Source organism: Azoarcus sp. PA01 (genome assembly GCA_001274695.2).
In the GTDB taxonomy this organism is placed as follows: Bacteria; Pseudomonadota; Gammaproteobacteria; order Burkholderiales; family Rhodocyclaceae; genus Aromatoleum.
On record LARU01000002.1, the window covers coordinates 426,790 to 440,052 of the forward strand.

Annotated in this window: 12 protein-coding genes and 1 tRNA gene; 1 reads left to right on the forward strand and 12 read right to left on the reverse strand. The window is 64.3% G+C overall.

Features of this window, described 5'->3' with window-relative positions; genetic code table 11:
- Positions 1-32 precede the first annotated feature (32 nt).
- From PA01_02985 to rlmD, 11 genes are all read right to left on the reverse strand, one after another.
- Complete coding sequence (locus PA01_02985; protein ID KON80734.1) at positions 33-1,364, reverse strand: TRAP transporter large permease; 1,332 nt, start codon at positions 1,362-1,364, stop codon at positions 33-35.
- Positions 1,361-2,005, reverse strand: coding sequence for a TRAP transporter small permease (locus PA01_02990; GenBank protein ID KON82268.2), 645 nt, complete (start codon positions 2,003-2,005; stop codon positions 1,361-1,363). Before PA01_02990 ends, PA01_02985 begins: the two co-directional genes overlap by 4 nt.
- A 158-nt stretch (positions 2,006-2,163) precedes the next feature.
- A complete protein-coding gene (locus PA01_02995; GenBank protein ID KON80735.1) occupies positions 2,164-3,342 on the reverse strand; it encodes an acyl-CoA dehydrogenase family protein in 1,179 nt (392 codons plus the stop codon).
- 144 nt (positions 3,343-3,486) lie between these two features.
- Positions 3,487-4,269 (reverse strand): SDR family oxidoreductase, encoded by a 783-nt coding sequence (locus PA01_03000; GenBank protein KON82269.2) that lies wholly within the window; start codon positions 4,267-4,269, stop codon positions 3,487-3,489.
- A 384-nt stretch (positions 4,270-4,653) separates the two neighbouring features.
- Positions 4,654-5,106 carry a GNAT family N-acetyltransferase gene (locus PA01_03005; protein KON80736.1) on the reverse strand — a complete coding sequence of 151 codons (453 nt, stop codon included), beginning with the start codon at positions 5,104-5,106 and terminating at the stop codon, positions 4,654-4,656.
- Positions 5,107-5,169: 63 nt separating this feature from the next.
- The gene (bzdQ, locus tag PA01_03010; GenBank protein KON80737.1) at positions 5,170-6,087 is read right to left on the reverse strand and encodes a benzoyl-CoA reductase, bzd-type, subunit Q; all 918 of its coding nucleotides are present in this window, start codon (positions 6,085-6,087) and stop codon (positions 5,170-5,172) included.
- 35 nt (positions 6,088-6,122) lie between these two features.
- Complete coding sequence (locus PA01_03015) at positions 6,123-6,932, reverse strand: acyl-CoA dehydratase activase (protein KON80738.1); 810 nt, start codon at positions 6,930-6,932, stop codon at positions 6,123-6,125.
- Positions 6,933-7,060: 128 nt separating this feature from the next.
- Positions 7,061-8,365, reverse strand: a complete 1,305-nt coding sequence (gene bzdO, locus PA01_03020) for a benzoyl-CoA reductase, bzd-type, subunit O (protein KON80739.1) — start codon at positions 8,363-8,365, stop codon at positions 7,061-7,063.
- Between the two features lie 19 nt (positions 8,366-8,384).
- Positions 8,385-9,524 (reverse strand): benzoyl-CoA reductase, bzd-type, subunit N, encoded by a 1,140-nt coding sequence (gene bzdN / locus PA01_03025; GenBank protein ID KON80740.1) that lies wholly within the window; start codon positions 9,522-9,524, stop codon positions 8,385-8,387.
- Between the two features lie 366 nt (positions 9,525-9,890).
- Positions 9,891-9,978, reverse strand: a tRNA-Ser gene (locus PA01_03030).
- Between the two features lie 141 nt (positions 9,979-10,119).
- Positions 10,120-11,421, reverse strand: a complete 1,302-nt coding sequence (gene rlmD, locus PA01_03035; GenBank protein ID KON80741.1) for a 23S rRNA (uracil(1939)-C(5))-methyltransferase RlmD — start codon at positions 11,419-11,421, stop codon at positions 10,120-10,122.
- Positions 11,422-11,573: 152 nt separating this feature from the next.
- Here rlmD and PA01_18515 point away from each other — a divergent pair, with 152 nt between their 5' ends.
- On the forward strand, positions 11,574-12,017 hold the full coding sequence (locus tag PA01_18515; GenBank protein ID KON80742.2) for a hypothetical protein: 444 nt from the start codon (positions 11,574-11,576) through the stop codon (positions 12,015-12,017).
- 104 nt (positions 12,018-12,121) lie between these two features.
- Here PA01_18515 and bamC read toward each other — a convergent pair whose 3' ends face one another.
- Complete coding sequence (bamC, locus tag PA01_03045; protein ID KON80743.1) at positions 12,122-13,258, reverse strand: outer membrane protein assembly factor BamC; 1,137 nt, start codon at positions 13,256-13,258, stop codon at positions 12,122-12,124.
- Between the last annotated feature and the right edge of the window lie 5 nt (positions 13,259-13,263).

The window sequence follows — 13,263 nt, forward strand, 5'->3', positions numbered from 1 at the left end:
TCCTTTGAACAGATCGAATGAACCGGGCCCGGCTAGCCGCCGAAGGTCCGTACCAGGTACAGCGAGATGACCGGGAAGAACAGCAGCAACACGATGCGCGCGAGGTCCGAGGCGAGGAACGGCATCACTCCCTTGAACGTGTCGCTGAGCGGGACGTCTTTCGCGAGACGGTTGATGATGTAGATGTTCATGCCGACCGGCGGATGCACCAGACCGATCTCGACGACCATCAGCACGAGGATGCCGAACCAGATCGATTTGTCGGCCTGGCTGAGGTCCCAGAACTCCAGGCCCATCACCACCGGATAGAAAATCGGGATCGTCAGCAGGATCATCGCCAGCGCGTCCATGACGCAGCCGAGGAAGACGTAGATCAGCAGGATCGCGGTCAGCACCAACAGCGGTGACAGCCCGCTGTCCTTGACCCAGTTGGCGAGCTCGGCCGGCATCTGCGTGAGCGCGAGCCCGGTGTTGAGCATGTCCGCGCCGAGCAGCACGAGAAAGATCATCGCTGTCGCTTCAGCGGCGCCGAGGATGCTGTCCTTGACGCCTTCGAGGCGCATCCCCCCCGACACGACCGCGAGGATGCCGCACGCGGCCGCGCCGAGCGATGCCGCTTCGGTCGGGTTCGCCCAGCCGCCGTAGATGCCGACGATCACGACGAGGAAGATCAGCGCGACCGGCATCACGCTCACCACCGAACGCAGCTTTTCGGCGAGCGGCACGTGCGGCCCCGCGGGGCCGGCCTCCGGCTTGAGCGTGACGATGATGCGGATCACGAGCATGTAGCCGAGCATCGCGATGAGACCCGGCAGCACCGCCGCCATGAACAGCTTGCCGATCGATTCCTGCGTCAGCACGGCGTAGATCACGAGCGGCACCGACGGCGGGATCAGGATGCCGAGCGTGCCGCCGGCGGCCAAGGCGCCGGTCGACAGCGACCCGGAATATTTGTAGCGCTTGAGTTCGGGCAGCGCGACCTGCCCCATCGTCGCGGCCGTCGCCAGCGACGAGCCGCAGATCGCGCCGAAGCCCGCACAGGCTCCCGTCGAAGCCATCGCGACGCCGCCGCGCCAGTGACCGACCAGCGAACTCACACAGCGAAACAGCGCTCGCGACAGCCCGCCATGCGTCGCGAACTGTCCCATCAGCAAGAACATCGGGATGACGGCGAGATCGTAGTTCGAGAGCCGCGCGTAGGCCAGGTTCTTGAGCATGTTGAGGAATGGCGACAAGTCGCCGCCGGTCATCGTCAGGAAGCCGCCGGCCCCCACCGTGAACATCGTGATGCCGATATGCACGCGCAGCACGAGCATCACGAGCAGGAGGCCGAACATCGTGATGCCGATTTCGATGCCGCTCATTTCGCTTCTCCCAGTGCATGACGAAAGCGCCGTCCGGCAATGTACAGACCGGTCATCGCGAACAGGACGAAGCTGGGCACGATCAGCGCGATCGCGATCCATCCCGGCCATCCGAGCATCAGCGACGCCTCGCCCGACTCGAACGACGACACGGCGCCGATCGCGGTGCGCCACGAAACCAGCAGCGCGACCGCGCACATCAAGAGCGCAGCGAGGCCGTCGAGGAAGGCGCGCAGGCGCTCCGGCATCCAGGTCGTGAAGAAATCGACTTTCACGTGTCCGTCGCTCATCTGGCAGTACGCGAAGAACGTCGCCGCGGCGACGGCCGCCCCCATCTGCAGGAGCTCGAAATCACCGGGAACGGGCATCGAAAACAGCTTGCGGCCGACGATCGAAACCAGCGACATCGCGATCAGCACGATGAACAGGACGCCGCCCGCGAGCGCGAAGGCGCGCGTGGTCGCGTGCAACCGCATCCCCCACGGCCCGTGCGGCAGCGCTTCGGGATGGGCGACGTGTTCGACGGAACCCGGCTCGAGCTGGATTCCCTCTGCGTCCGCGGGCACTTTGGGCCGAACAGGAAATTCTTCGACATCATGCGGCCTAGCCGTGGTATCGAAGCTCGCAATGCTTGCATGCATGTTCTGTCTCCTCTTATCTGGACTGCATCAACAGCCAGTCACACAGGAACGGGTATTTTCCCGGTTGATCCCGGCCCACGTCGCAAAGTCGTGGCCGGGGCGGACGCCGGACGCGAGGGCGAAACGATTCCCGATCGTTTCGCACCGGACGGCCAGCGTCAGTGCTCCTGTTCCCGTTCGTACGCCGAAAGCGTCTGCCGGGCGATGATGAGTTGCTGGACTTCGGTCGCACCTTCGTAGATGCGCAGCGAGCGGATCTCGCGGTACAGGCGCTCGACGGGATGATCGCTGACGACTCCGCAACCGCCCCACATCTGCACCGCGGCATCGATGACCTGCTGCGCGGTCTCGGTGGACGTCATCTTCGCCATCGCGGCAGCGCGCGTGATGTTCTGCCCCTGGTCGCGCAGCCACGCGGCGCGGTAAGTCAGCAGCGCCGAGGTGTCGACGCCGGTGGCCATTTGCGCGAGCTTTGCCTGCGTGATCTGGAAATCGGCGAGTTTCTGGCCGAACATGTCGCGCGTCGTCGCGCGCTTGAGTGCTTCGTCGAGCGCGCGCCGCGCAAAACCGAGCGCTGCGGCAGCCACCGAGGTGCGGAAGATGTCCAGCGTCTGCATCGCGACCTTGAAGCCCTGGCCGGGCAGCCCGAGGAGACAGGACTTCGGCACGCGGCACTCGCGAAAGCGCAGGCGGGCGAGCGGATGCGGCGCAATGACGTCGATGCGTTCGGCGATCTCCAGCCCTGCCCTGTCGGCATCGACGATGAAAGCGGAAAGCCCGCGGGAACCGGGCGCTTCGCCGGTGCGGGCGAAGACGACGTAAAAATCGGCGATGCCGCCGTTCGAGATCCACGTCTTCTCGCCGTCGATCACGTACTCGTCGCCGTCCTGGCGCGCGCTGCAGGCCATCGCGGCGACGTCCGAGCCGGAGCCGGGTTCCGACAGCGCGAAGGCGGCGATCGCCCGGCCGGAGGCGACGCGCGGCAGGTAGTCGCGCTTCTGCGCGTCCGTTCCATGCAGCGTGATCGCGCCCGAACCGAGCCCCTGCATGCCGAACGCGAAGTCGGCGAGTCCGGAGTGACGCGCCAGCGTCTCGCGCAGCAGGCACACGGTGCGGGTGTCGATGACATCGTGGCAGCCGCCGTACGCGGTGCCGCCGACGACGTAGCGCAGCCAGCCGGCAGCGCCCAGCTTCGCCACCAGCTCGCGGCACGCGATGTCGAGATCGCTGCCGTGATGTTCGGTCACGTTGGCCGACGCCCAGGCCTCGAGTTCGGTCTGCAGTTGACGGTGGCGCTCGTCGAAGAACGGCCACTCGAGATAGGTCTGATCACTCATCTACTTCTCCTCCTGCGAACGGGAAGGTGAGCCGATGTCACCTCCTCCTGTGGTTCATTGCCCTGGTCGCCGCCGCGGCGCGACGCCGGGGTCTTCAGCCGGATCCGGGCGGCGATTCCTGCGCCGCCCGGCGTCCGCGCGACTTCACATGACTTCTCCACCAGACACCGAAATCGCCTGGCCGGTGATCGCTTCCGCTCCGGGCAGGCAAAGCCACAGCACGGCGTTCGCGACTTCGTCGGGACGGACCAGACGGCCCTGGGGGTTGTGCTTCGCCAGCTCGCCTTGTGCTTCGGCTTCGCTGCGGCCGGTCTTCGCGCGAATGTTCGTGATCGCCTCACGCACGATGTCGGTGTCGGTGTAACCGGGACAGATCGCATTCACCGTGATGTTCTTCTGCGCCAGTTCGAGCGCCAGCGCGCGGGTCATGCCGATGACGCCGTGCTTGGCGGCGCAATAGGCCGAAACGTAGGGATAGCCTTTCTGCCCGGCGGTGCTGGCGACATTGACGATGCGGCCCCAGCCCGCAGCGAGCATCCCGGACAGCACCGCCTTCGTCCCGAGATAGCTGCCGGTGAGGTTGACGTCGAGCATCTGCTGCCACAGCGCGAGATCGGTCTTGACGAACGGCGCGCTCGACGCCTGGCCGGCGTTGTTGACCAGAATCGACACCGGCCCGAACCGGCGGGCGGCAGCATCGAAAGCGGCTGTGACGGACGCCGGATCGGCGACGTCGACAGCTTCGCAGTGCATGTCGGTGAGTGCGCGCAACGCCTCCGCCCGCTCTGCGAGCGGTTCGCGCCTGCGTCCCATCAACGTGACGCAGGCGCCCTGTTCGGCCAGGCGCTGTGCGATCGCGGCACCGATGCCCCGGCCGCCTCCGGTGACCACTGCGTGCTTGCCGGAAAGTTCGCGCACCGTACTCATTCGATCCTCTCCTTCCTTGAGTGAAACCCGCCGCCCTCTGCTGGGGTTCCGCTTCCTGTTGCGCGGGCCGCGCACCTCGTCCAGACGTCGCTGCCCCCAAATCGATGAATGAATGGTCACTCATTCATGTCGGCACGTCAAGCCATATTCGACATTGAAAGGACAATTCTTCCGGTCCCCGCCTGCTGGGGATGAGGCGCGTTTCGTACGGAGCAAATGAGGGCGAAGGCAGGGTCGATGCCGACGCGGGGATTGTCCCCAGCCCGGCTCATCGACATGGCGTGTGGGGAGCGCTTCGACGCGCTCCGGTAGACTGCAGGCGGTCCCGCGGAGATGCCGCAGCCGGCGCGGCAGACCTTGCCGGTCGCCGCGCCGGCTGCCCCGTCAGGGCAGCTGATATTCCAGATTCACGCGCTTGGACGGCGTGAATTTCTGCCGCGAGAAGAATTTCTCCAGCGCGAAATCGTCCCAGTTGACCAGCGTGTAGACTTTCTTCACCCCGGCTGCCTTCATGTTCATCATGAACTGGTCGAGCATTTCACTCGCGATGCCGTGGTTCTGGAACTCCGGATGGACGCCGATGGTGTCGATTGTCGCGGACGTCTCCGGGATGCCGAATTCGCCGAAATAGACGTCTCCCATGACGAAGCCCACGATCCTGCCGTCGACTTCACAGACGATCGACGAGTTGATGTTGTGAGCCGAACTGAGGATCGTCTCGCACTTGCGTTGGTAGTAATCGCGGCGGGAGCGCTTGGTACCGATTTCGTCGATTGCGACGACCGCGCCGAGATCATCCTTCGTCAGTACGCGCATTACACGGTTCTTTTCAGGCATTTCCGCTTCTCCTCGATAAATGCGTCGCCGGCAGGGATGCCGGCGGCGCTTTCGGCCCGGACTTCAGGCCGCTTTCGCCTGCTTCTGCATCAGCGTGTAGCCGAACAGCGCTGCGCCCAGCGCGCCGGCGATCTGGCTGTCGATCTTGGTCTCGACCTGCTTGATGCCGAGGATGCGCTCGATGCGCTTGACGACACCGGGGTTCTTCGCGATGCCGCCGGTGATGAAGAAGCCTTCCTCGACGCCGATGCGCTCGAGCAAGCTCACGACGCGCTCGGCCATCGCCTGGCAGTAGGCCGCGATCACCTTGTTCTTGGTGTAGCCGGCTTTCAACAGACCGAGCGCTTCGGACTTGGCGAACACGACGCAGATCGACGACACCGCTTCCGGTTCGACATCGACGTCGAACGAGCGCGGGCCCAGTTCGGCGATCGGGATCTGCATCAGGTCGGAGATGACTTCCATGCCGCGCCCGGTACCGGCCGCGCACTTGTCGTTCATCAGGAAGTTCGTGACCTTGCCTTTCTCGTCGCAGTGGATCGCCTTGCAGTCCTGGCCACCCATGTCGAGAATCGTGCGCACCTTGTTGCCGCCCATGTAGTTCGCGCCGCGAGCGTGGCACGCGATCTCGGTGATCGCCTTGTGGGCGAACGGCACGTTCACCCGGCCGTAGCCGGTGCCGACGACGTAGTTGATGTCCTCGAGCTTCATGCCGATCTTGTCCATGATGCCCTGCAGCGCATTCTTGGCCGAGTCCGGCGAGTTGTTGCCGGTGCGCATGCTGTTGTAGCCGTACAGCTCGCCGTCACAGACCAGCACCGCCTGCGAGGACACCGACCCGACGTCGATGCCGCAGGTGATGATCTTCGCGTCGCGCCAGTCCTTGTTCTCGTCCCAGACGGTGTTTTCCTGCCAACGCCAGAATTCCTTCTTCTCGGGGGCCGCTTCTGCCACCGATGCCGCAGCAACTTCTGCATTCATTTTGATCGCTCCTTTATCCGTGTCGTTTGGCGGTTTCAGTGCTGGCGCTCGGCCGCAATCAGCGCGCAACCCAAGGCGCTGACGAACTCGGGCAGGTCCGGCAGCAGCACCTGATCGACGTCCATCGCGGTCTTGAGCGACTGGACGAAACCGGGGTTGTGCACCATGCCGCCGATCAGCACGACGTTGCCTTCGATGCCGACGCGCCGCACCATCGCGCACACCCGGCTCGCCACCGCATCGAGCACCGCCTTGGCGATGTCTTCCTTCGGCGTCGAGGAGTGGATCAGCGACACCACTTCGGACTCGGCGAACACCGTGCATTGCGCGTTCATCGGGATCGACTTGTCCGAGCGCAGGCTCGCTTCGCCGAATTCCTTGAGGGAAAGCTGCAGCGCGCGGCTCATCGCTTCGGCGAACGAGCCCGCGCCGGCGGCGCACTTCTCGTTGCCGGCAAAGTCGATCGCCTTGCCGTCCGAGTCGGTCTTGATGCCGCGGCCTTCCTCGGCACCGACGTCGACCACGGTGCGCGCCTGCGGGTACATGTACACCGCGCCGCGGGCCCCGGCCGTCATCTCGGTGACGCCTTCGGTGGCGAATTCGACCTGCTTGCGCCCGGCTCCGGTCGCGAACACCGATTTCACCTGGTCACGCGACACGCCGGCGGCAGCCAGCGCTTCGGTGAAAGCTTTCTCGGCGGCCTGGTCGGCGTCGATGTCGCCCGGCATCATCAGGTGCGCTTTCTTGACCGAATAGTTCAGCTGCGGCGCGCCATCCACCTTGATCTCTTCGAGCAGCGCCACCTTGACGCTGCGCGAGCCCATGTCGATTCCTGCGGTAATCATCCTCGTGTCCTCGGTCGAATTCAATTGTGATATGCCGCGGACCGGACGCACCGGCACGGCGCCCGCCGTACGCAAAGGTAAGGCGGGCGCCATCAGGAGCGGAACGGCGCGCAGGCGGCGCGAAAAAATCAGGCAGCGAGGCGGCGCAGGCCGAGCTGCTCCATGAACGCATCGACACGGGCCTGCGTGCGGACTTCGTCGAACTCGCGCTCGTCGCCCATGTTGCCTTCGTACGTCATGATCGGGATACCCGCCTTCGCCATCGCCTGGCGGTTCTCCATGATGCCGACGGAGAGACCTTCGCAGCCGCGGTTCAGGTGCATCATGCAGCCGTCGACGTTCCAGTCGCGCGCGATGTTGAGCATCATCTCGGACTTCACCGAAGGATCGAAGAACTGCTGCCACAGCGGCTTCGACAGATTCCAGTCGGCATAGAGACGCAGCGCCGTGTCGCGGTCGTTCATCTCGATGCCCTTTTCCCACGGCAACGTGCGTGCCCCCCACGAGCCGTCTTCCTTGGTCTCCCACGTGCCTTCGAGACCGAACGTGTAGAGCGAACCGATCGACACCGCACCGTAGGACTCCAGATACCTGAAGATCTTCAGGAAAGGCCACGGCGGCTGCGTGTCCGACATCAGCCTGCAGCGCTCGTTGGGCACCGCGGCGATGCCGCGCGCGACGCGGTCCTTCACTTCCTCGTACAGCTCGTCGTAGAAGTCCGCACACCACTGCGACGACTTGTGCAGGATCGCGAGCACGTACAGCGAGTACATCGTCTTTTCATCCAGCGGCGCCGGCACGGCTTTCTGCAGCTCGCAGATCTGCGCCCAGCGCGCGGTCGAGCGCATCTCGTTCTTGATCGCGCGGATCAAGAGCTCGTCGTCGCACTTGCGACCCGTCGCCTTCTCGACGAACTCGATCGAGTCGTGCAGCTGGCTCGTCACGTAGTCGAGGCGGTCCGGCGTCAGGTCCTTGTACGCGCCGACCGACACGTCGACGTAGAAGTCCGGAATCTTCTTCGTGCGCGAGACGTGCTGGTACCACTTCGCATGCGAGCAGCAGATCTGGGTCTGGAAGATGAAGTCCGACTTCGGCCACTTGCCGCCGTAGAAGTACTCGTCCAGATGCATGCTGCCCCAGTAGATGCGCATGTACGAGCACATGTCGCGCGCGAAGCCGTACGATTCGGCGGCGTCGAGGCAGCGCTGCGTGAATTTGCGGTCGAGCGACACGCCGGCCGAATACGGCTCGCCGGTCAGCGGATAGACGTCGTCGCCGAGCGACGTCGGGATCGCGTCGAACGACCAGCCGGCCGCCGACCAGCGGATGCCGCCGTTGTCCTTCGCGCGCGCGAAGTTCTGGTAGTACTGCTCGCGCAGCTGCTTGGCCTTGCCCCACAGCTTGAGCGGTTCGGTCGGGTACAGGTTCGTCATGGTTGGTCTCCTTGAGGGCTCAGAACAGCTCTTCTTCGCTCAGCGTCTCGAGCATCGCTTCGATGCGGATGCGGAACGGGCCGATCGGGTTCGTGATGTCGAATTCGAGGAACAGCGTCGGGATGCCGTTCGCTTCGAGGTGACGCTTCAGGTCCGGGTAGTCGCCCTCGTGCGGGTCGCAGAACTTCTGCTGCAGGAAGATCGCGGCCTGGACGTTGTATTCCTTCGCCAGATTCAGCACGTGGTCGTAACGCGTGTGGACCGGGTAGTCCTTCGTCGGACACGCCGGGCGGTCGCAGTAGCGCTCGGCGATCGCCTTGATGGCGTCGTCTTCGGGCTTCGAGGCGTTCCAGAAGTAACGGGTGCCTGAGCACTGGTCGTCGATTACGATCGTCGCCCCGACCGATTCGACCATCGCCATGAACGCGACGTCGTCGTTCTCCGAACCGATGGTCATGAAGCGCGCGCCCTGCGGACGATCGAGATTGCGCTTCGGCAGCGCCGCGAGCACTTTCTTCAGCTGCTCGTTGTGCTCGCGCTTGTCGATGAACTGGGCGGTGATCGACGCGTACAGCGCTTCGACGCCAGTGACCTGCGGATTCGTTTCCTTGCGGTAGTCGGAGAGCTCGCGCAGCAGGCGGCGGTTCTCATCGACCACGGCGAGCGATTCGCGCAGCATGTCGTCGGTGATTTCCTTGCCGATCAGCGTCTGCAGGAACACGCGGAAGCGCTGCACTTCGGCGACATGGGCCTTGCGCGAATGCGGCGACTGCACGTCGTTGGGCATCGCGACGTAGTAGTCCCACTTCACCGTCGGGACGTTCTGGCGCCACGAGCTGTAGGTCTGGCGATACTGGATGCACGACTGCGTCAGCGTGACGCCTTCGGCGTAGTCGTAGCGGCCGAGCAGGCCCTGGGCGAGCGAGTCGCGACAGAACGGGCAGAACATGCCGAAGATGTGCGGTTCAGTGACGTTCTGCGGCTCATGGGCACCGAGCACGCGCACCGGCAGCATGCCCGCAGCGATCAGCAATTCCTCCGGCGAATAGGTACACATCGTCGCGACCACCTGCCCGCCCGTGCGTGCCTTCCAGGCTCGCGCGTAGTCGTGACGCTTCTCGTACCACTCCTTGAACTGGTCAAACAATCCGTCGTTCATGAACCTGCCTCCTTAAGAATGTTCCGCTGCGCGGCGGATCCGTTCATCTGAGAAACACATCGAGCGATACACACCACTCCGCTCCGGGCCTTCACTTGTTTGATGTCAATCAAACGACTGAATGAACACTCACTCTACTCGCGGTTTATCGGGAATGCAAGCATTCGGGGAAAATCGGATTCCGCCCGCGAACAGGGGCGGCGCGGGAGTGTCATCCGGTGGCACGATGCCGCAGGCGTGGCACGGCAAATCACGACGGCATGACGAGCCGGAGCTGGGCCGCTTGACCCGATCTCGTTTCGGCTTTGCTGCGCAGGTGGGGGGTGAACGGAAAAAGCGGCCAAAAGGCCGCTTTTTCTCGTATTTTGGCGGAAGCGGTGAGATTCGAACTCACGAACGGTTGCCCGTTGCCGGTTTTCAAGACCGGTGCAATCGACCACTCTGCCACGCTTCCTGGGCGGGCTCAGGCAGGCTTCCAGTTGCGCTGCCCTGCTGCCGAGAGCGGCGGAGTATACCATCCGTGGGCGCGCTGCACTGCCACACGAAAGTTGCCGGCCGCAACGCGTGTGATGGTGCCCGGCGGCGCCTCCGCGCGTCAGTTCCGCTCGAAAAGCGCGATCGACTCCACGTGCGAAGTTTGCGGGAACATGTTCGCAATTCCGGCGCCTCGCAGCACGTAGCCTTTCTCGTGCACCAGCACGGCCGCATCGCGTGCGAGCGTCGCCGGGTTGCAGGACACGTACACGATGCGCGCGGGCGATTGCAGCGCGCTGACCGCCTTGACGACTGCGATCGCTCCTTCGCGCGGCGGATCGATCAAGAGCTTGTCGAGCCTGCCCAGCGCAGCGAGGCTGTCTTCGGTCGCTTCGAACAGGTTTGCGGCGTGGAATTCGCTGCGGCCGTGCAGGCCATTGCGTCGTGCGTTCTTGGCCGCCCGCCTGACGAGCGATTCGCTGCCCTCGACGCCTATCACGGTGGCGCCGCAGCGAGCGATCGGCAGACTGAAATTTCCCAGCCCGCAGAACAAGTCCGCAATACGCTCGCCGGGCCGCGGATCGAGCAGCTGCAGCGACCGACGGATCAGCAGGCGGTTGATGTCGATGTTCACCTGGGTGAAATCGGTCGGCTGGAACGCCAGCGCGACGTCGAACTCGGGCAGCGTATAGGCGAGCGGCGCTACACCCTTCGGATGGAGCGGATGCGCCGTCGCCGGCGCGCCCGGCTGCAGCCACACCTGCACGCCGTGCTCGTCGGCGAAGGCTGCGAGCCGCGCCTCGTCGGCGGCAATCAACGGCAACAGGTTGCGGAACACCAGTACGGTCGCAGCGTCGCCGATCGCGATTTCGATCTGCGGCAGCCGGTCGGCGATCGAGAGTCCGCCGACGAGCTCGTGCAGCGCCGGCAACATCGCCGAGACGTGAGGAGGCAGGATCGGACAGCTGCGCATGTCGGCGATGTAGCTGCTGCGCCGTTCGTGGAAGCCGATCAGCACTCCGCCTTTTTTCGGCACCACCCTCACGCCGAGCCGCGCGCGATAGCGATACCCCCACGACGGGCCGTGAATCGCCGCGTAGAGGATGGCCGGCCTGACCTTTCCGACGTGCCACAACGCGTCCTCGAGCACGCGCTGCTTGGCGGCCGCCTGCGCGACCGAGTCGAGATGCTGCATCGAACACCCGCCGCACACGCCGAAATGCTCGCACTTCGGTACGACGCGCTGAGCGCTGGCCTTGATGATGCGTGTTGCCTCGGCGAGGTCGTAACTCGGCCGCTGACGATAGACCGCATATTCGACACGCTCGCCCGCAAGCGCCCCTTCGACGAAGACGACCTTGCCGTCAACGTGCGCGACCCCGCGACCTTCGTGATCCAGCGACTCGATGACTGCGACAGGCATTACAGATCCGCCAAAATTTGCTGATTTTACGTCTCTCCGCGGTACTTTTCCCAGCGCTGCACCTCGGGCAGTAAAACTTTCTGCAGCCGACATCCGATGGTCTTGCTCGACCGCCCATACAAATCGAAACACCCGGCGGCAGCCCTTGTGCGGTGCGCAATCCTGCCGTTTTTCCCGCTGCGGCACTGCAACACATTACGAGTGATTGCGACATTGACATGCTAGAATTTCCATTGGTCTACCGCTTGCATAATCGTTTTGACGATCTGCAGCCCAGGCGGATCAACTGCTGTCATCACCTCTATCTAATAAGGAAACCAGACATGAAACAATCGCTCCTCGTCGCTGCCCTGCTCGCCTTCGCCCTGTCCGCATGCGGCAAGACGGAAGAGCCGGCCGCTCCTCCCGCTCCCGCGCAGGAAGCAGCCCCGGCAGCCGCAGTCGAGGAAGCCGCGAAGGAAGCCGTGGAAAACGCCAAGGAAGGCGCGGCCGATGCGGTCGAAGCCGCCAAGGAAGGCGCCGAACAAGCCGTCGCAGCAGCCAAGGAAGGCGCCGAAGCGGCTGTCGAAGCAACGAAGGAAGCCGTTCAGAAGTAACGCGCTGTTGCGCAACGAAAAAGCCGGCGCGAGCCGGCTTTTTCACGGGTCCTGGAAAGCGCTTCGCAGCGCGCCGGGTCACCCCGCCGGGGTGGCGCCACACCTCAACGCAGTTGCTCCTGCAACAGAGTGAGAATCTTGCGCGCCGTGGCCGACGAATCTTCTCCGCCTTCGCGCGTCATCACGGTGATCACCGACGCATCCTCTTCCCCCTGCACCCGCAGGCGATATTCGCTGCCGCTTGTCGCGACTTCGTCCTTGCCGCGCCAGAACGCCAGCTTCGCCAGGAAGCCTTCGGACTTCTTCGACTCGACATCGACTTCCGGGTCGACGTAGCGCACGAAATACAGGCCCTTCGAACGGTCGCGATCCTCGACGGTAAAACCGATGCGGTCCAGCGCGAGACCGACCCGCCGCCATGCGCGATCGAAAGACTCCTGCATCGCCAGGCTCGCTTTCCCGCCGGCCGTCTGCAGCGTTGCGCGCTCAGCCTCCGGAGCCGCGGCCAGGATTGCCTGCGCGCGCTCTTCCTTCGCGCCGAGCCGCACCATCAGGCGGCGCAGCATCTCGGCCTCGAGGTCCGGGTCGGCTGCCCGGGGCTGCCAGATCGTCGTGTCTTTCGCTTCGGTGGGATAAATCTCCACCATTCCGCGATGGCTGATATAGATTTCAACCGTGTTCGGTTCCTTGCCCCGCTCGAGGCGGGTGCGGAACTTGTCCCGTTCCGGCGTCGAGAACAACCCGTCGAGCACGCCGCCGATCGCCGAGCGCAGGAAGTCCTGCGGAATCTTCGCCCGGTCCTCGGCCCAATCGGTTTCCATCACGCCGACTTGCGGGCGCTCGATATTCACGACGAAGCCGAGTTCGAGCCAGAAATCCTTGACTTGCGGCCACAGCACGTCCGGCGTCCCCGGAACGACGAGCCAGCGCTGCGTCCCGGCACGTTCGACGCGCATGCTCTGCACTGCAGGCAGCACGTCTTCGGTCGCCGTTACCTGCGGCTGCGCGGCGCGATCATTGGTATAGGCCGAATAGGTCGCGACGCCGCGCGGCGAGACGTCCGGCACGGCGTAGCGGTCGTCACGCGTCGGCGCGGTGAGGTCGGGAGGGATTTCGAGCGGCGGCAACTGGCGCGCACTTTTATAGTCGATCTTCTTCGATTCGACCAGTGAGCCGGAGCATCCGGCCAGGGCGAGTGAAAGGGCGAGAAGTGAAGCCGAGGTGCGGACGCTGCGATTCATGAGTT

Bases quoted from the DNA above. Each gene is read 5' to 3' on its own strand.
- PA01_02985 (KON80734.1), bottom strand. From the start codon at position 1,364: ATGAGCGGCATCGAAATCGGCATCACGATGTTCGGCCTCCTGCTCGTG.
- PA01_02990 (KON82268.2), bottom strand. From the start codon at position 2,005: ATGCATGCAAGCATTGCGAGCTTCGATACCACGGCTAGGCCGCATGAT.
- PA01_02995 (KON80735.1), bottom strand. From the start codon at position 3,342: ATGAGTGATCAGACCTATCTCGAGTGGCCGTTCTTCGACGAGCGCCAC.
- PA01_03000 (KON82269.2), bottom strand. From the start codon at position 4,269: ATGAGTACGGTGCGCGAACTTTCCGGCAAGCACGCAGTGGTCACCGGA.
- PA01_03005 (KON80736.1), bottom strand. From the start codon at position 5,106: ATGCCTGAAAAGAACCGTGTAATGCGCGTACTGACGAAGGATGATCTC.
- bzdQ (KON80737.1), bottom strand. From the start codon at position 6,087: ATGAATGCAGAAGTTGCTGCGGCATCGGTGGCAGAAGCGGCCCCCGAG.
- PA01_03015 (KON80738.1), bottom strand. From the start codon at position 6,932: ATGATTACCGCAGGAATCGACATGGGCTCGCGCAGCGTCAAGGTGGCG.
- bzdO (KON80739.1), bottom strand. From the start codon at position 8,365: ATGACGAACCTGTACCCGACCGAACCGCTCAAGCTGTGGGGCAAGGCC.
- bzdN (KON80740.1), bottom strand. From the start codon at position 9,524: ATGAACGACGGATTGTTTGACCAGTTCAAGGAGTGGTACGAGAAGCGT.
- rlmD (KON80741.1), bottom strand. From the start codon at position 11,421: ATGCCTGTCGCAGTCATCGAGTCGCTGGATCACGAAGGTCGCGGGGTC.
- bamC (KON80743.1), bottom strand. From the start codon at position 13,258: ATGAATCGCAGCGTCCGCACCTCGGCTTCACTTCTCGCCCTTTCACTC.